This is a genomic window from Kocuria sp. CPCC 204721 (assembly GCF_040980945.1).
Taxonomy (GTDB): Bacteria; Actinomycetota; Actinomycetes; order Actinomycetales; family Micrococcaceae; genus Kocuria; species Kocuria marina.
In genome coordinates this window covers 150,222-166,953 of the sequence record NZ_JAVKPO010000005.1, presented here as the reverse complement: position 1 = coordinate 166,953, position 16,732 = coordinate 150,222, and the positions used below count along the sequence as shown (strand labels likewise).

Genomic DNA, 16,732 nt, shown 5'->3' with positions numbered 1-16,732 from the left:
GTGCGCCGCTCGGTGAGGAAGGGGCCCCGACCCCGTTCGCAATGCACCCGCACCTGGCAAATACCTGCGAACATGGGGACAAACACCCCCGGATCCCCCTGCCCGTGAGACGAGGAAATAATGGAGCAGTTCGCCGCCCGCACCAAGGCCATCCTTGACCGCATGAACTCGGTCATCGACGGCAAACCCGCCGAGACCCGCACGGCCCTGCTGACCCTGCTGGCCGGCGGCCACCTGTTGGTCGAGGACGTCCCGGGCGTGGGCAAGACCATGCTGGCCCGTACCCTGGCCGGCGCGGTGGGTGGGACGATCAACCGGATCCAGTTCACCCCGGACCTGCTCCCCACGGACATCACGGGCGTGTCGGTGTACGACCAGACCCGCAACCAGTTCGAGTTCAAACCCGGCCCGGTGTTCGCGAACGTGGTGATCGGGGACGAGATCAACCGCGCTTCGGCCAAGACCCAGTCCGCGCTGCTGGAGGCCATGGCGGAGGGCCAGGTCACGGCGGACGGCACCACGTACCGGCTGGCCGAACCGTTCATGGTCGTGGCCACCCAGAACCCGGTGGAGATGGACGGCACGTTCCCCCTCCCGGAGGCCCAGCGGGACCGGTTCATGGCGCGGATCTCCATGGGCTACCCGGACGCGGACGCCGAGGTCGCCATGCTGCGCGATCACGGCGCAGGCTCCCCGTTGACGGGTCTCGGGCCGGTCGTGGACATCGAGGAGGCCCGCGGCCTCGTACGCCACGTGGCCTCGTTGCACGTGTCCACCCCGGTGCGCCGCTACGTGGTGGCACTGTGCCAGGCCACCCGCACGCACCCGCACCTGCGCCTGGGCGCGAGCCCCCGCGCGGCCCTGCAGTTGCAGGCGGCCGCCCGCGCGCAGGCCGCCCTGGCCGGACGCGACCACGTGCTGCCGGACGACATCAAGGACGTCGCGGTGGCCGTACTCTCCCACCGCCTGCTCCTCGAGCGTCGCTCGGGCGCGGACAGCGCCCAGGACATCGTGTGCACGATCCTCTCCGACGTCCGCGTCCCCACCGAAGACGCCCCCCAGACCCGATGAAGGCTGCGGCTCCCGAGGCGCGGGTGGACTCACGCGCCAAGTTCACGGTGCGCGGGTGGTGTTTCCTGGCGGCAGCCGTGCTATGCCTGGCCGCCGCCACGTGGCTCGGCCGCAAGGACGTCCTGGCGCTGTCCCTGTTCCTGGGCATGGTGCCGCTGCTGTCCTCCCTGGCCATGTGGCTCGTCAAACCTCGCGTCCTGCTCAAACGTTCGGTGGACCCGCCGCTCGTCACGCTCGGCGACGCCGCCCAGGTGGCCCTGCGCGTACGACGTCGCTCCGCCTTCTCCGCGCGCAACCGCACCTCGGGTGCCGGTCGAGCAGGCTTCACCCACGACCCGGTGGACCCCGCGGTCCACGACATGGGCACGGCGGGAGGCGGCCTGACGGGTGGCATGGGCAATGGCCCGGCGGATGCCGCGAACCCCGGCCGCGGGGCAGGCCCGGACACCACCGACGCGGACCGCAGAGGCACCCTCCGCTCGGGCCGCACGAGCGCCGTCGCCGCGGTGGACGTGCACGAGACCGTGGACCCCCTGCTGGGCCGGGACCAGGACGTCTCGGTACCGGTGTCCGGGGCGCCGGTCACGTACACGGTGCGCCCGCGGCGTCGGGGGATCCACGAACTGGGTCCGGCCACGGTGCGCGTGGGCGACCCGTTCGGCGTGGTGACCGAACTGCTGGACGTGGCCGAGCGGACGTCGCTGTACGTGGCCCCGGAACCCGAGGACCTCACCGAGCACGGGGCCACCATGGCGCGTGAATCCGGCAACGACCCGTCCCGGCGCGCCCAACCGCAACCGGGACCCGACAACGTGATGACCCGCGAGTACCGCCACGGTGACCCCATGCGCCGGGTGCACTGGGCGGCGTCCGCCAAGCACGGCCAGCTCATGGTGCGCCAGGAGGACCCGCGCAGCACGCGCAGCGCCGTGGTGGTCCTGGACTCCGCGGCCGAACACTGGCCGGGCGCTCGTGTGTGGGCCGGTGTGCTCGAATCCACCGAGGAGTTCGAGTGGGCGGTGCGCGCGGCGGCGTCCGTGATCGAGCACCTCACGCGCCGCGAGACCGTGGTGCACGCGCTCGACGACCAGGGCCGCGCAATGCCCCGCGGCGAGGCACCGGTGGCCGACCTGCGGGATACGGACGTCACCGACGACACCGCCACGGAAGTCGTCCACGGCCTCTCCCGAGCGGCCCTCGTGAGCCGGCCCGAATCCGAGGCGTCGACCGATCCCCTGACCGAGCGCCTCGAACGGGAGGGGCTCTCCCACCCGCTGTTGCTGCTCACGGGCCGACTCTCCCCAGCGGCCGCGCGGCGCTACGTCACGGCGGCGGCGGCGAGCACGGTGTGTTCGGTCATCATGGTGATCGACGCCCCCGCGCACCGCCCCGACAGCGCCGCGGTGTTCGAGTCCGCGGGGTGGTCCGTGGTGTTGGTGACGCGCTGGACGGACGTGGACGCCGCATGGCTCGCGACCACCCGCGGGGCCACCCTGCTGACTCCGCCGCCGCCCGACCCCGGTGCCCGACAGCTGCGCATGGACGAGATGATGGGCCGCGCCCGAGGGAGGGCCACCGCATGAGCGCCCCCGATCCCACGCCCCACGCGGACCACGACGCCATCTCCGCGGGGACCCCCGGCGCGGATGCGACCGCCACCGCGGCACCCACGGCTCAGGGCCGCTCGGTAACCCCCGCCGCCACCGGTCTCCGGGCCGCTCCGGACGGCCGGAGCTCCGCCGGCCTCTCCCGCACTCCGCACGGTCAGCACCTCCAGGGAGCGCGTCCGCCCCGGCCCCGCGTGATCGAACTCAGTCTGCTTCTGCTCACCGCGATCGCCCTGGGCTGCGTGGGCATGGCCGGTGCGCTGAACGGCCTGTGGTGGCTGCCCTCCGTGGCGGCCACCGTGCTCACGGTGCTCGTGGTCACGGGCGCGGCCCGCTGGTTGCGCGTGCCCTCACCTCTCGTCACGGTCCTGGGCCTGGCCGCCCTGTTGCTCGCGTCGACCGTGGTGCACCTGCCTTCCCACGCCCTGCTGGGCTTCATCCCCACCGGGGAGACCTTCACCGCGGCCGGTGAGCTGTGGCGTTCCTCCGGCGACTTCATCTCCCGCGACGCCGCCCCCTACGGCCCGAACCCCGGGCTGGCCTTCGTGCTGTGCACCCTGGTGGGGCTGGTGACCGTCTTCATGGAAACCGTCCTCGTGGGTCTGCGCATGGCCGGGCTCGCATGCCTGGGGGTCCTGGCGCTGCTCGTGCTCCCCGCGCTGACCCTGCCGGGCAGCGTCACTGCCCTCGGCCTGGCCGCGGCCGCGCTCGCCGCCCTGGCGCTGCTGGCCGGTTCACGGTTCTGGGGTGCCACGCGCGCCCAGCGCATCGCCCCGACCCCGGGAGGACTCCCCCGCGCCCTGCTCGTCATCGCCGGTGTACTCGCGGTCGTGCTGTTCGTCCCCGCGGTCATGCCCGGATTCTTCAACGGGGCCTTCCCCCAGGGCAGCTCGTTCACCGCGGAGCGCGCCTCCGGGGTGGGCCCGCTACGCGCGGTGGGTCAGGACCTGCGCTCGGACGAGCACACCCGGCGGTTCTCTTACACGACCTCGGACGACCAGCCCCAATACATGCGGTTGCTCACCCTTTCCGATTTCGACCAGGACGAGTGGTTCCCGGACGTCGAGAACCTGGACGACGATCTGTCGGGTCTGGCCGACGCCGCGCGCAACCCGGTCCCCCGCGGCACCGAGGTCTCGGCCAAGGTCATGTTCGACGACTTCTCCGAGCACTGGCTGCCCGCACCCTACGCCCCGGTGGCCGTGAGTGGACTCGGTGACGAGGGGTGGGCGTGGAATCCCCGCGACCTGTCCATCTTCAGCGAGTCCACGGGAATGTCCGGGGCCGAGTACACGGTCACGTCCGCGCTGTCACGAGCCACCCCGGAGGCACTGCGGACGGCACCGTCGGCGGCGTCGGACCCGCAGCTCGGCGACTACCTGCGGCTGCCCGCAAACCGCCCGCAATCGGTCGCGGACGCCGCGCGCACGTTCACCGAGGGTGCGGACACGGACTACGACCGCGCCCTCGCGATCCAGAACCACCTGCGCGACGACTTCCGCTACGACGTGACCGCGCCGCTCGCCCAGGGCTACGACGCCGGCGGGATGGGATCGCTCGACGAATTCATGCGCACCCGCACGGGGTACTCGGGGCATTTCGCCCCGGCCATGGCCCTCATGGCCCGGGAAGTGGGTATCCCCGCGCGGGTCGCTGTGGGTTACCTGCCCACCGCCCCGGTCGAGGGCCCGGACGGCGGCCGTTCCTTCCCCGTGAGCACGGGCGATTCCCACGCGTGGCCCGAGCTGTACTTCGAGGGCGTGGGCTGGGTCCGTTTCGAGCCCACCCCCGGGGTGCCCAGCACCCCCGATTACGCGCCGGATTCGGCCCAGGACCAGGGTGGGGAGGGCCCGGAGACCCCGGAGGAGACCGCGGCGCCGAGCGACGAGCCCGAGCAACAGCCCAGCGAGGAACCCTCCGACCAGCCGTCCGATCAACCGAGTGAACAACCGGGGGACGACCCCTCGCAGGAGCCACCACCCCAGGACGAGGCGGTGCCGACCACCGCTGCGGTGCCGTGGTGGCTCGTGACCGGGATGCTCGGTCTGCTCGCGCTGCTGGCCCTCGTGGCGGCGCCGCGGGTGGTGCGCGGGCGGCGTCGTCGGGCTCGACTCGCGGCACTGCAGGACGCGTCCCTGACCCCGCAGCGCCGGGCCAACGCCGCGTGGGACGAGTTCCGCGCGCTCGCCGAGGACCACGGCGTCACCTCCCCCGCGTCCGACACGCCCCGCGTGCGGGCACGCCGGCTCGCGGCGGGGCTACCGGGTGCGCAGACCGCCGTGGATCACCTCGTCGCGGACCTGGAATCCGCGAGCTACGGCGCCCCGGACTCCCGCTGGACCCCGCGGACCACGCCGGAGGACCTCACGCTGGTCCGGGACGAGTTCCGGAAGCGGGCCTCGCGCGGCGGGCGGCTGCGCGCCGACTGGTGGCCGGCGTCTCTGTGGAGCGGCCCGCGCGGGTGACCACGACGCCGCGCGGGCGGGTCCGTCCCGCCCACGCGGAGGCCGGGGCCGCGCCGTCATCACTGCACGGAGACCGGCAAGTCCGACCCGAGGGGCACTCGTCGGCGAGACGGTCGTCCTACATATCTGCGCGTCGTTACCGCGGGTCGGGTCAGTTCTGACCGCGCGCGGTGATCACGGCGTCGTAGAGCTTGCGTGTGCTCACCCCGTGCGCGGTGGCCACTTCGCGCGCGGCGGCCTTGAGCTTGACGTCGCTCGCGGCCACGAGGTGCTCGACCTCCTGAACGAGGTCCTCGGGCTCGGGAGCCGCGGCCGGTGGGGCACCATGCACGACTACCACGATCTCCCCGCGCACCTGGTTGTTCGCGGCCCACTCGACCAGACCCGCGAGGTCATCGCGCAGCACCTCTTCATGCAGCTTGGTCAGCTCGCGGCACACGGCCGCGCGCCGGTCCGCGCCCAGGGCGTCCCGCAGCGCGGTGAGCATCTCCGCGAGACGGTGCGGGGACTCGTAGAAGACCATGGTGCGGGGTTCGTCCCGCAGGGTCGCGAGGTGGGCCGCACGCTCGCCCGTCTTACGCGGCAGGAAGCCCTCGAACGTGAACCGGTCGGTGGGCAGCCCGGAGACCGCGAGCGCCGCGAGGACCGCCGAGGGCCCGGGGAGCACACTCACGGGCAGGTCCGCCTCGGCCGCGGCGCGCACGAGCGGGAACCCGGGGTCGGAGACCGTGGGCATGCCCGCGTCGGAGAGCACGGCCACGGTCCGACCGCGGCGCACCTCGTCCAGCAGTTCGCCGGTGCGCGCGTTCTCATTGTGTTCGTGGTGGGTGACCACCCGCCCGGTCACGGTCACGCCGAGCCCGGAGGCCAGGCGGTGCAGGGTGCGGGTGTCCTCCACGGCCAGCACGTCCGCGGTGTGCAGGATGTCCTTGAGCCGCTGGGACGCGTCCGAGAGGTTGCCGATGGGGGTGCCCACGACCACCACGGCACCGGGGCGGTGGTCCTCGGTGCCGGGGGTGGTCGTCGATGTCTGTGAACTCACCCGTCCACTCTACGAAGGTCCGCCGGTCGAACGCGGTGACGCCACCGTGGCCGGGCTGAATCTCCAGGGGTGCACCCTACGATGGGATCCGTGCCCTCGACTGTCTTCTCCCCCGCCTCGACCGCACCCGTGGCCCCCTCCGTGCGCGACCGCCTGCTCCCTGCGGTCACCCGGTTGCCCCGGTACTGGTGGGTCCCCCTGGCGCTCGTAACCCTGCTGGGCGGGGTGCTGCGCTTCGTGCACCTGTCGTGGCCGCACGCCGTGGTCTTCGACGAGACGTACTACCTCAAAGACGCCTACTCGCTGCTGCTCCACGGCACGGAGCAGCAATGGCCCGAGGGCGCGGACGAGGGTTTCGTCTCCGGGAACATCCCGGACACACAGGGTCACCCCTCTTTCGTGGTGCACCCGCCCCTGGGCAAGTGGCTCATCGCGATCGGGCTGTGGTTGTTCGGCGCGGACGACCCGTTCGGGTGGCGCTTCTCCGCGGCCCTGTTCGGCACGGCGTCCATCGCGGTGATCTGGTGCGCGGGATGGTTGTTGTTCCGCTCGGTCACCCTGGCCACGATCGCCGGTGTGCTGACCTCCCTGGACGGGCTGCACCTCGTGGAGTCCCGCCTGGCCCTGCTGGACGTCTTCCTCATGTTCTTCCTGTTGCTCGCCTTCGTCTTCGTCCTGTTGGACCGCGACGACGGTCGACGCCGCCTGCTCGCCCGCAGCCCCGGCGGCGTCCTGGGCCCGTGGTTGGGCGCGCGGTGGTGGCGGATCGCCGCGGGCGTGGCGTGCGGTGCGGCCGCGGCCGTGAAGTGGAACGCGCTGTTCAGCATCGCCGCGCTCGGGATCCTGGCGGTGCTGTGGGACATGAACGCGCGGCGGATCGCCGGGGTCAAGAACTGGTTCGCCGGTGCGGTGCTCAAGGACGGCCCGTGGGGATTCCTGAGCATGATCGGCGTGGGCGCGGTGGTGTACGTGATCACGTGGACCGGGTGGCTCACCACGAGCACGGGCTACAACCGCAACTGGGCCGAGCTGAACCCGGGCGACGGCCCGCAGTGGCTCCCGCCCGCCCTACGTTCCCTGTGGGAGTACCACGTGGCGGCCTATTCGTTCCACGCGGGGCTGTCCTCGCACCACACGTACATGGCCGGCCCGGCCACGTGGCCGGTCATGGCCCGCCCCACGTCCTACTTCTACGAATCCCCCGGACGAGGCGTGGACGGCTGCACGGTGGAGTCGTGCAGCCAGGCCATCCTCAACCTGGGCAACCCCGCCGTGTGGTGGGTGGGGATCCTGGCGGTGCCGCTGGGACTGTGGTTGTGGGCGGTGCTCCGTGACTGGCGCTTCGGTGCCCTCGTGGGCGTGTACGCGGCCGGTTACCTCCCGTGGTTCCTCTACCCGGAACGCACAATGTTCTTCTTCTACGCGCTGTCCTACTTCCCCGCCATGGTCCTGCTGATCACGGGGGCGATCGGGGTGCTCACAGGCAAGCTCGCGGTCCCCCGCCTGGGTGCCACCGCGGGCACGCCGTCCGCCGCGGTGCACGAGCAGGTGATCTCACCGGTGTGGGCGCGACGCTGGCGCAGGGTGAGCCTGGTGTTCCTGCTGCTCGTGGTGGTGCTCGCGGTGTTCTTCTGGCCCGTGTGGACCGCCCAGACCATTCCCTACGAGCACTGGCGCTGGCGGATGTGGTTCACCTCGTGGATCTGAAGGAGCGTGCCGCCCGCATCCGGCGGGTCGTGGCGAGCATGACCGCGAACGCCCCGATGAGCGCCACGAGCGCCACGGCGATCGCGGCGTCGATCCAGAACTGGGTGGGATAGAGTCGGATCAGGGTGTCCGAGATGCTGAAGGTCCACGTCCCGGAGCTGAAGAACAAGGAGTGGAACGCCGTGAAGAAGCTCTGCCACCCCACCACCGCGAACACGGCCGTGAGCAGCAACAGGACCACGGTGAGCCACGAGCCCGCGAACCACGCGGAAGAGGCGGTCCCCGGGGTCGCCCGGTGCAGGTACCAGGCCGCCAGGACGCTCAGCACGAGCAGGACGAACGCGATCAGCAGCCCCCAGTACATCACGTGCTGGACGTCCCGCATGTGAGAGACCTCCGCCGGGGTGAACGCCATGCCACCCTCGCTGCTCACCAGACCGCCCAAGTACTCGGGCGGGGCCAGGTTCATGATGTAGTCCATCCCGTAGGAACCGAACGTCATCCGTTCCTGCGTGCTCATCCCCCAGTGGTCAGCAGGGAAGCCGGGGCGGTGGTACTCGAGCCACAGGAAGACCGGGGTGGCCACGAGTCGTACCCCCAGCGCCACGAGCAGGACGGGCAGAGTGAGTGCCAGGAATCCCTGGAGGATGCGCTGCACCGCGGTGGGGCGGGGCCAGGGGCCGCGTGGGATGGAGGAGCTCACCGGGCTGTATCACCAGTTTCCGTGCCAGTCCTCGTCCGAGTAGTGCTCGAACGGGATGTTCCAGTCCCCGTAGCCATCGTCGGGATCGGCCTGGGGGTAGTCAGTGTTGACTACCTCCACCATGTCACCCGGGCGGAAGGTCTCAAAAATGTAGGCCGCACCCTCCGGCGGCATCCCCACGCACCCGTGGGACACGTTGGCCACGCCCAGCACGGGCATCGCGGACGGCAGCGCCTGGTGGATGAACTCGCCGCTCCACGTCAGCCGGGACACGTTGGACGCGTCGAACGGCGGGTAGTAGTGGGGGTCGCCGGGCTTGAGGTTCAGCGACGACGCCTTGAACTCGTAGGAGGCCGCTTGCTCGATGATGACCTTCTTGCCCGTGGTGGACGGCCAGTCCGGGTTGCCCAGGGTCACGGGCCAGCGACCGGTCTCCTTGCCGTTCACGTAGGCCACGAGGGTCTTGGTGTTGTTGTCCACGAACACCCGCTGCTCGGCACCGGTGCTGAACGACACCGTCTCGTTGCCGTTGCCGATCATCCCGTTGCCCAGATCCTTGCCCAGGATGCTAACGGTGACCGTGACCTTGGAGTTCGGGTCCCACGGTTGCTCCGGGCGGAAGCGCAGTTTGCGGTCCGAGTACCACCGGAACGCGCCGTCGCGGTGCGCCCCGTCCACGGTCACGGCCTTCTCGACCTCGTCCTTGTTCATGACGGGCTCGGAGAAGTTGAACTCCACGACCTGCCACACGCCGTAGGTCTGCCCGTCCTTGACGTTGAGGGCCACGTCCGCCTCGTGGGCGGCGTCCACCGTGCTGAACACGGACTGCCCCGTGCTGTCCCGGTCCCCGGAGCGCGCGGTGTAGTCCACCGTGTAGGTCTCGTCGAACGCAAGGGGCGCCTTCGAGCGCCACTCGTGGCCGTCCTGCGCGAGTTCGCCCTCGACCCGCTCCCCCGAGCCCGCGGCGCTCACGGTCACGTCCGTGAGTTCCCCGCCGTCCGCTGTGACGACCACGGGGTCCACGGGGTTGACCATGCTCGTGTCGGCGGCCGGGCTCACCTCGACCCGCACGGTCCCGAAACTCTTCGTGGGCGCGGTACTCGATGGAGCGGCGGCGGCGGACGACGGCGCTGCCGGGGTGGCGTCGTTCCCCCCGGCGCACGCGCTCAGGCCCAGGAGCCCCGCGAGAGCGAGGCACACGATGCCCGGACGACGACGCCGCGCGCTCGCCCCGGCGGGACGCGCGGGCTCGCGCGGTGTCCCGGGCAGCGGATCGCGGTGGTGGGAAGGGAGTCTCATGGGCACCTCACATCGGGGGGAGAACGGCGGCCGTGGGAATCACGGTCTCGCAGCCCACCCGGACGGGGCAACCGGGTTACGGCCGCCGCCAGTGCGGGGTGCGCAGGGCTGCGGGGAGGGGGACGGAGTCCATGCGCTGCCCCACCTGCGTATTTGCGTTCGCAATCGTACGCGTCGCTACAGAATAGCCGGTATTCGCCCCGGAACGGCCCATGGGAACATGACGCGCCGGGCGCGCGCCATTGGCGCCCGCGGAGCCCTCGGAACGGGGCATTTCGGCGGAACCGGAGTCGCCCGCGGGGCCGGAATCGGCGTCTGCCCGGGATTCGTCATCGCGGCCCTGGTAGGAGACGTCGCGCAACACGGGACCCCGTGACCGGGACGGGCCCGAGGGTCGCGCAGCCCCGGGCGGTCGCACGGCGCCCAGGAACGTACCACGCGCCGTGCGGTGGGGTGCGGGATCCTCGTCCGGTCGGACGGCTTCCACCACGGCGTCGAGGTCGTCGTGGTTCCAGCCGTCCGGTGACTCCAGGCGCACCACGCGCCAGCCCTTGGGTGCCGTCAATGAGTCCGCGTGCACGGGGCACAGGTCGTACGCGTGCGGTTCCCGCCGCGCGGACAGGGCACCGATCACCGCGGTGGAATCGGAATAGACATAGGTCAGGGTGCACACCGCGTCACGGTTGCACATCTGCTTGGAGCACGTGCGCCGCGGAGTCTCGGGAGCGGCCACGGGGTTCAGCGTCCCCGGCGACGCAGCCTGCGCCGCTCGCGCTCGGACAGGCCGCCCCAGATCCCGAACTTCTCGTCGTTGGCCATGGCGTAGTCCAGGCACTTGCCGCTCACGGGGCACGCCTCGCACACGCGCTTGGCGTCCCGGGTGGACCCGCCCTTCTCGGGGAAAAAGGCCTCGGGATCGGTCTGGGCGCACAGGGCGTCGGTCTGCCACGCGAGCTCGCCCTCGGCGTCGCCCTCGCTCACGGAGTACAGCCCGGCCACGGCCTGCCACACGGAGGCGTCCACGCTCTGGACGTCGTGGACCTCGGTGGTGCTCAGGTCTTGGGGGGTGCTCACGGGGGGTTGCGGTTCACGCGGCTTCTTGCGGTCGGAACGCAGGAGCACGTCCCCGGCGACCTCGGGGTGTGCGGCCAGGAAGGCCGTGGCGAGATCGTCCAGTGTGGTCACACCCAAGTCCCCCCGGGCTTGATCCACGGGATCCACGAACCAGTCCACGGGAGCTGCACCCCCGGTCGACCCGGGTTCGTAGTCCTCCCGAGCATCGATCTGGCGGCGTGCGGCCTCTCCCATGTCGCTCCTTCCGTCCCACGCGTTCGCTGTTCAAATGCCCTCAACCAGCCCGGTTGTCCCGACCGAAAACGAGTCCGCCACGTAGGGGCGTACACCGTCGATATCCAGGTGGACCCCCTAATTACACGCGTGTAAGTCCTACTGAGTCAAGCCGAGTATCCTGGGCTTCCCGGGTCCACCGGCGCGCCGCCCGGGAACCCGTGGTTCCGTCACATACCCTAAGGAGTTTCCTCGTGGGACGCACACCGACAGACCTGGCCCAGGCCCTGCAGACCGTGGCCGAGCGCCCCACCCCCGCTCTGATCTGGCGCGACGGCGCCGAACGGGTCGAGCTGTCCGGGCGGGTCCTGGTGAACTGGGTCGAGAAGGCCGCCGGGCTGCTCGTGGACGAGCTCGACGTCGTCGCCTCCGACGTCCTCACGATTTCCCCCGTGCCGCACTGGCGACTCGCGGTGCTCACGTTCGCGGCGTTACGCGCGGGTGCGCGCGTGGACTTCACGCGTCATCCCGAACCGGATTCGGTGGTCCATGCGTACCCGGAGTCTCACCCTGACGACGACGCCGCGGCGCAGACCCTGTTGGTGGTCGCCGAACCCGCACTGGCCTTCGAGCGCTCGGGGCCCCTGCCCAAGGGCGCGGTGGACTTCTGCGACGAGGTCCGGGCGCAACCGGACATGTACGGGGGTCTCGAGAACCCGGAACCCGACAGCGTGGCGCTGCCGTCCGGGGTGACCCACGCGGAGGTACTGCCGCGAGCGTTGGAGCTCGCCGGAACCGACGGGGGCACCGTGTACCTGCCGCTCACCGAGGGTTGGGGCGAGAACGCGGCCCTGCGGACCCTGGGAATCATCACGGGCGGTGGGGCGGTGGTGCTGAGCGCGCGTCCCGAGGACGCCACGGCCGCTGTCCTGGACCAGGAGCGCGCGACCCGCGGTTGACACCGAAACACGGTGGCGCCTGCACCGGGCCGCGCGACCGGCGGTGGTCCGGCCGGCGTTTGTCTGGTGCAGGCGCCCTGTTCGACGGTCCTCGCGGATCAGGACGCGCGGCGCACGTCCTGCTCGGGAAGGGTGTTCGCCACCGTGTCCTCGGGCCGCAGCGCCGGGTTCCCGTGGTGGGATGCCGGGTCGTTGTGTCGGGGCGTCTTGTCCTCGCGCTGCGGGATCACGGGGATCTGCCCGGTGATGAACGCGAGTTCCTGGTCCGGGCTGCTCGCGAAGTCCGGGTCCTGGTCCAGCTTGGTGCTGAACACCCAGAAGCGGTAGGCGAAGTAGCGGAAGATCGTGCCCAGGATGGTGCCGATGATCGTGCCGGAGATGAAGGACGCGGTCGCGGAGGTCAGGCCCAGGACGTAGTAGCTGACCCCGAGGCACCCGAGTTCGATCCCCATGCCGATGCCGTTGGCCACCAGGAACTGCACGAGTTCCTTGCGTTTGTCCTCTTGGCGCTTGTCCCGGAAGGTCCACAACCGGTTGGCGACCCACGAGAAGATGATGGCCACGACCGTGGTGACCACCTTGGCCTTGATGTGGCTTTCCGCGAAGTACTGCGTGTGCATGAGCACCCAGACCAGGCCCGCGTTGATGGCGAACGCAGCCGCACCCACGACCCCGAACTTCGCGAGTTCTTTGACGAACAGATTCCACAGCGCGTGTGCGCGATCAAACATTTTGTTCAAGATTCGATCCCAATCTGACGCTCGGGGAAGAGGGATGGGCGGCCGCACCGGCGTGGCCCGCCGCCGACCCGTGACCCGCCACGACACGGATGATGTGGCGTCCGCAGGATGATTGAGTGCATCGTACTCCGAAATGGCTGAACGTCCGCTGTGGCGCTAGCCTGAAGCCGTGAATTCTCCCATTACCGGTCCTGTCATTGGTGTGGTGGGCGGCGGGCAGTTGGCCCGCATGATGGCCCCCGCCGCCGTCGCTCTCGGCGTGGAACTGCGCGTGTTGGCCGAGGGCCCGGAGGTCAGTGCCGTGGCCGCGGTGCGCACGGCACCCACGGGTGACTACACGGATCTCGAGACCCTGCAGCGTTTCGCCGCGGACGTGGATGTGCTCACGTTCGACCACGAACACGTTCCCACCGAGCATCTGCGCGCGCTCGAGGCGCAGGGTGTGGCGGTGCGTCCGGGGCCGTCCGCCCTGGTGCATGCGCAGGACAAGCTCGTGATGCGCCGCGCCGTCGCCGAGCTGGGCTTGCCCAATCCGCAGTGGCAGGAAGTCTACTCCCCGCAGGAACTCGTGGCGTTCGGCGAGCGGGTGGGTTGGCCCGTGATCCTCAAAACCCCGCGCGGCGGGTACGACGGCAAGGGCGTCCTCAAGGTCGACGGCCCGCAGGACGCCGGCACCGGCACCGCCGCCGAGTGGTTCGAACGCGCCACCGGCCAGGACGACGGCGCCGGGTTGCTCGCCGAGGAAGCGGTCGCGTTCTCGCGGGAACTGTCCGCGATGGTCGCGCGCCGGCCCTCGGGGCAGACCGTGGCGTGGCCCGTGGTGGAGTCCATCCAGGTGGCCGGGGTGTGCGACGAGGTCATCGCCCCCGCCCCCGGCCTGGATCCCCAGGTGGCCCGCGCGGCACAGGACGCCGCGGTCCGGCTGGCCGAGGAACTGGGCGTGACCGGGGTGATGGCCGTGGAGCTGTTTGAGACCCCCGGGATGGACGCGGGTTTCGCGGTCAACGAGCTCGCCATGCGCCCCCACAACTCGGGTCACTGGAGCATGGACGGATCCGTCACGGGACAGTTCGAGCAGCACCTGCGCGCCGTGCTGGACTGGCCCCTGGGCGCCACGGACGTCGTGGCCGGGGCGGCCGTGATGAAGAACTACCTGGGCGGGGACAACCAGGACCTCTTCGCCGCGTATCCGCAAGCACTGAGCGCGGAACCCCGCGCCAAGATCCACAACTACGGCAAGTCCGTGCGCCCGGGGCGCAAGATCGGTCACGTCAACGTGGTGGGCGGCGCCCACGAGATCCAGCGGTTGCGCCAGATCGCGACCCACGCGGCGAGCATCCTGCGCGACGGCGAGGACCGCGGCGTGCGACCCACCGACGTCACCGATGCTCCCGAGCAGCAGCCGTGGGGTGCCGTCCCGTCCGGTCAGGACGAGCCCCCGCGCGTGGGTCTCGTGATGGGCTCGGACTCGGACTGGGCCACCATGCGGGCCGCGGCCGAGGCCCTCGAGGAACTAGGGGTCCCGTACGAGGCGGACGTGGTCTCCGCGCACCGGATGCCCACCGAGATGCTCGAGTACGGCCGTACCGCCCACGAGCGTGGCCTGCGGGTCATCATCGCCGGGGCCGGCGGTGCCGCCCACCTGCCGGGTATGCTCGCGTCCGTCACGCCGCTGCCCGTGATCGGGGTGCCCGTGGCGTTGAAGACCCTGGACGGCATGGATTCCCTGCTGTCCATCGTGCAGATGCCCGCGGGGGTTCCCGTGGCCACGGTGTCGATCAACGGCGCCCGCAACGCCGGTCTGCTCGCCGCCCGGGTGCTGGGATCGGCGCCGGACGCGTCCGGGCAGGACCTGCGGGAACGACTGCGGGATTTCGCACAGGAGCTCTCGGAGGCGGCGCATCGGAAGGGCTCCGCGCTGCGTGACACCGTGGGCCGCGGAACCGCCTCCCAGGACTGAGCGCCACCCCCTTCGGGGTGCATTGTCGGCCCGGACCCAGGCGGACAAGGCACAATGATCGGGTCGGGATCCGTTCTCCTCTGATGGATCCCGGCCCGGCGGGCCCGCACCCATGGCCCGTCGCAACACCGACTTCCCCTTCAGCACGGAGTTGCACGTGAACGGATCCAGCGACCGGCCCGACGACGCCGCCCCCCATCCCACGGCCACCAAGGCCTACGAGAGCGTGGCGTCGGGCTCCCACACCGCATCGGACGAGCCGCCCGCGGGCGCCACCGCCGAGCGTCACCCGGGCGACGGGCCGCGACGATCGCGTTCCCGCGTGGGGGATCCCCTCAGGAGTCCCCGGTTCGCTGCACCCGCCACCCGCACCAAGCGGGCCTGGTGGCTGCTGGGTACCACGCTGCTCGTGCCCGGTTCCGCGCAACTCGTGGCGGGCCGACGCGGCCTGGGGCGGATCGCCGTGCGCGTGACCGCCGTGGTGTGGGCGCTCGTGCTCGCCGCCCTGTTGTTGTGGGTCGTGTGGCGCAGCGCGCTGATCTGGTTGCTGACCAACACCGTGACCTCCGCGGTGCTCATGTACGGCCTGGTGGCGCTCGCGATCGGGTGGGTGCTGTTGTGGTTCGACACGCTGCGCCTGATCAGACCCGGGCTGCTCGGGGACGGGATGCGCCGGGCCGTGGTGCTCGTGACCGTGCTCGCGATGCTCGTGACCGGAGGGGGACTCGGCTACGCGGCGCACCTGGTCTCTGTGGCCCGCAACGCGGTCTCGGACATCTTCGGCGGGGGCATGCCGTTCGCCCCGGAGGACGGGCGCTATAACATCCTGCTCATGGGCGGTGACGCCGGTGACGACCGCGAGGGCCGCCGCCCGGACTCCATGACGGTGCTCAGCATCGACGCCTCCTCGGGACAGACGGTCACGATCTCCCTGCCCCGCAACCTGCAGAACGTCCCGTTCCCGGCGGACTCCCCCATGAACTCGGTCTACCCCGAGGGGTTCAATTGCGGGGACGAGTGCATCATGAACGCCGTCTACACGGACGTGATGCAGAACCACAAGGACCTCTACCCGGACGTCGCCGATCCCGGGGCGCAGGCCACCAAGGAGGCCGCCGAGGGCGTCACGGGCCTGAAGATCCAGGCGTACGCGCTGATCGACATGGACGGCTTCGCGTCCCTCGTGGACGCGCTCGGCGGGATCGACATCAACGTGGGTGGCCGCGTACCGATCGGCGGCGGGACCAACCTGGACACGGGACTGAAGAACCCCATCCTGGGGTGGATCGAGCCCGGGACCCAGCACATGGACGGCTTCCACGCCCTGTGGTACGCCCGCTCCCGCGAGGGCGCCACGGACTACGACCGCCAGGCCCGGCAGCGCTGCGTCCAGGCCGCGATGCTCGCGCAGCTGAACCCGGTCGCGGTGGCCACCAAGTTCGACGAGCTCGCGAGCTCTGGCCAGCAGATCCTCGAGACGGACATCCCGCAGTCCTCGATCGGCTCCATGGTCACCGTGGCCACGAAGGCCAAGGACCACGAGCTGCAGGCGTACGCGGCGGGTCCTCCCTACTACGACCAGTCCTTCCCCACCTATCCGGACTACGCGCAATTCCAGTCCGACGTCTCCCGGGTCCTGGCGAACGCGAACGGCGACGACGCCCAGGCCGCCGGGGGCGTGCGCGGCGACGCAGCGGCGTCGTCCGCCGACACACCCGGCACCGTGGGTTCCCAGGGTGCGGCGCGAGCGGGCGGGGTGTCCGCGCTGGGCGGCGGTGCGGGCGTCGGGACGGCCGTGGTCGTGCCCGCCGCGCTCAAGGTACCGGCGCAGGAGCAGTTGTCGCCGAACGGGACGTGCTCGGTCCCCTGACCCGGCACCCCGGACCCGCGCA

General features: G+C 71.0%; 13 protein-coding genes and 1 pseudogene. 8 read left to right on the top strand and 6 right to left on the bottom strand.

Annotated elements, in window-relative coordinates; all coding sequences use genetic code 11:
- Positions 1–120: 120 nt before the first annotated feature.
- The 3 genes from RF637_RS07130 to RF637_RS07120 are packed head-to-tail and all read left to right on the top strand — an operon-like array spanning position 121 to position 5,143.
- Positions 121–1,071, top strand: a complete 951-nt coding sequence (locus tag RF637_RS07130; protein ID WP_368844471.1) for an AAA family ATPase — start codon at positions 121–123, stop codon at positions 1,069–1,071.
- Entirely contained in the window at positions 1,068–2,654 is a 1,587-nt protein-coding gene (locus RF637_RS07125; RefSeq protein WP_368844470.1) for a DUF58 domain-containing protein, read from the top strand. The genes RF637_RS07130 and RF637_RS07125 overlap by 4 nt, the downstream gene beginning before the upstream one ends.
- The gene (locus tag RF637_RS07120) at positions 2,651–5,143 is read left to right on the top strand and encodes a transglutaminaseTgpA domain-containing protein (RefSeq protein WP_368844469.1); all 2,493 of its coding nucleotides are present in this window, start codon (positions 2,651–2,653) and stop codon (positions 5,141–5,143) included. Before RF637_RS07125 ends, RF637_RS07120 begins: the two co-directional genes overlap by 4 nt.
- Before the next feature lie 151 nt (positions 5,144–5,294).
- On the opposite strand, the gene rsmI is transcribed toward RF637_RS07120, so the two are convergent.
- Positions 5,295–6,185, bottom strand: coding sequence for a 16S rRNA (cytidine(1402)-2'-O)-methyltransferase (gene rsmI / locus RF637_RS07115; RefSeq protein ID WP_368835749.1), 891 nt, complete (start codon positions 6,183–6,185; stop codon positions 5,295–5,297).
- A gap of 81 nt (positions 6,186–6,266) precedes the next feature.
- Here rsmI and RF637_RS07110 point away from each other — a divergent pair, with 81 nt between their 5' ends.
- On the top strand, positions 6,267–7,892 hold the full coding sequence (locus RF637_RS07110; protein ID WP_368835748.1) for a dolichyl-phosphate-mannose--protein mannosyltransferase: 1,626 nt from the start codon (positions 6,267–6,269) through the stop codon (positions 7,890–7,892).
- Here the strand turns inward: RF637_RS07110 and RF637_RS07105 are convergent.
- The 4 genes from RF637_RS07105 to RF637_RS07090 all read right to left on the bottom strand — a co-directional run bounded on the left by RF637_RS07105 (position 7,876) and on the right by RF637_RS07090 (position 11,202).
- Complete coding sequence (locus RF637_RS07105) at positions 7,876–8,595, bottom strand: TIGR01906 family membrane protein (protein WP_368835747.1); 720 nt, start codon at positions 8,593–8,595, stop codon at positions 7,876–7,878. The genes RF637_RS07110 and RF637_RS07105 overlap by 17 nt on opposite strands.
- Positions 8,596–8,604: 9 nt before the next feature.
- Complete coding sequence (locus RF637_RS07100; protein ID WP_368835746.1) at positions 8,605–9,894, bottom strand: Ig-like domain-containing protein; 1,290 nt, start codon at positions 9,892–9,894, stop codon at positions 8,605–8,607.
- A gap of 76 nt (positions 9,895–9,970) precedes the next feature.
- Positions 9,971–10,627: a DUF3499 domain-containing protein gene (locus RF637_RS07095; RefSeq protein WP_260850662.1), complete on the bottom strand. Its 657-nt coding sequence runs from the start codon at positions 10,625–10,627 to the stop codon at positions 9,971–9,973.
- A gap of 5 nt (positions 10,628–10,632) precedes the next feature.
- Complete coding sequence (locus RF637_RS07090; RefSeq protein WP_368835745.1) at positions 10,633–11,202, bottom strand: WhiB family transcriptional regulator; 570 nt, start codon at positions 11,200–11,202, stop codon at positions 10,633–10,635.
- A gap of 233 nt (positions 11,203–11,435) precedes the next feature.
- Here RF637_RS07090 and RF637_RS07085 point away from each other — a divergent pair, with 233 nt between their 5' ends.
- Positions 11,436–12,140 carry a TIGR03089 family protein gene (locus RF637_RS07085; protein WP_368844468.1) on the top strand — a complete coding sequence of 235 codons (705 nt, stop codon included), beginning with the start codon at positions 11,436–11,438 and terminating at the stop codon, positions 12,138–12,140.
- Between the two features lie 98 nt (positions 12,141–12,238).
- Here the strand turns inward: RF637_RS07085 and RF637_RS07080 are convergent, their stop codons facing one another.
- Positions 12,239–12,871 (bottom strand): GtrA family protein, encoded by a 633-nt coding sequence (locus tag RF637_RS07080; RefSeq protein WP_368835743.1) that lies wholly within the window; start codon positions 12,869–12,871, stop codon positions 12,239–12,241.
- Positions 12,872–13,061: 190 nt separating this feature from the next.
- Here RF637_RS07080 and RF637_RS07075 point away from each other — a divergent pair.
- From RF637_RS07075 to RF637_RS07065, 3 genes and pseudogenes are all read left to right on the top strand, one after another.
- Positions 13,062–14,231 (top strand): annotated as a pseudogene (locus RF637_RS07075) (5-(carboxyamino)imidazole ribonucleotide synthase); the annotation flags it as partial.
- 12 nt (positions 14,232–14,243) lie between these two features.
- Complete coding sequence (gene purE / locus RF637_RS07070; RefSeq protein WP_368835754.1) at positions 14,244–14,840, top strand: 5-(carboxyamino)imidazole ribonucleotide mutase; 597 nt, start codon at positions 14,244–14,246, stop codon at positions 14,838–14,840.
- 157 nt (positions 14,841–14,997) lie between these two features.
- Positions 14,998–16,710 carry an LCP family protein gene (locus tag RF637_RS07065; protein WP_144998750.1) on the top strand — a complete coding sequence of 571 codons (1,713 nt, stop codon included), beginning with the start codon at positions 14,998–15,000 and terminating at the stop codon, positions 16,708–16,710.
- Positions 16,711–16,732 lie beyond the last annotated feature (22 nt).

What these genes read in the sequence shown, in the direction of transcription:
- RF637_RS07090 (WP_368835745.1), bottom strand. Translation starts at nt 11,202, where the DNA reads ATGGGAGAGGCCGCACGCCGCCAGATCGATGCTCGGGAGGACTACGAA.
- RF637_RS07130 (WP_368844471.1), top strand. Translation starts at nt 121, where the DNA reads ATGGAGCAGTTCGCCGCCCGCACCAAGGCCATCCTTGACCGCATGAAC.
- RF637_RS07120 (WP_368844469.1), top strand. Translation starts at nt 2,651, where the DNA reads ATGAGCGCCCCCGATCCCACGCCCCACGCGGACCACGACGCCATCTCC.
- RF637_RS07125 (WP_368844470.1), top strand. Translation starts at nt 1,068, where the DNA reads ATGAAGGCTGCGGCTCCCGAGGCGCGGGTGGACTCACGCGCCAAGTTC.
- RF637_RS07100 (WP_368835746.1), bottom strand. Translation starts at nt 9,894, where the DNA reads ATGAGACTCCCTTCCCACCACCGCGATCCGCTGCCCGGGACACCGCGC.
- RF637_RS07110 (WP_368835748.1), top strand. Translation starts at nt 6,267, where the DNA reads ATGGGATCCGTGCCCTCGACTGTCTTCTCCCCCGCCTCGACCGCACCC.
- RF637_RS07080 (WP_368835743.1), bottom strand. Translation starts at nt 12,871, where the DNA reads ATGTTTGATCGCGCACACGCGCTGTGGAATCTGTTCGTCAAAGAACTC.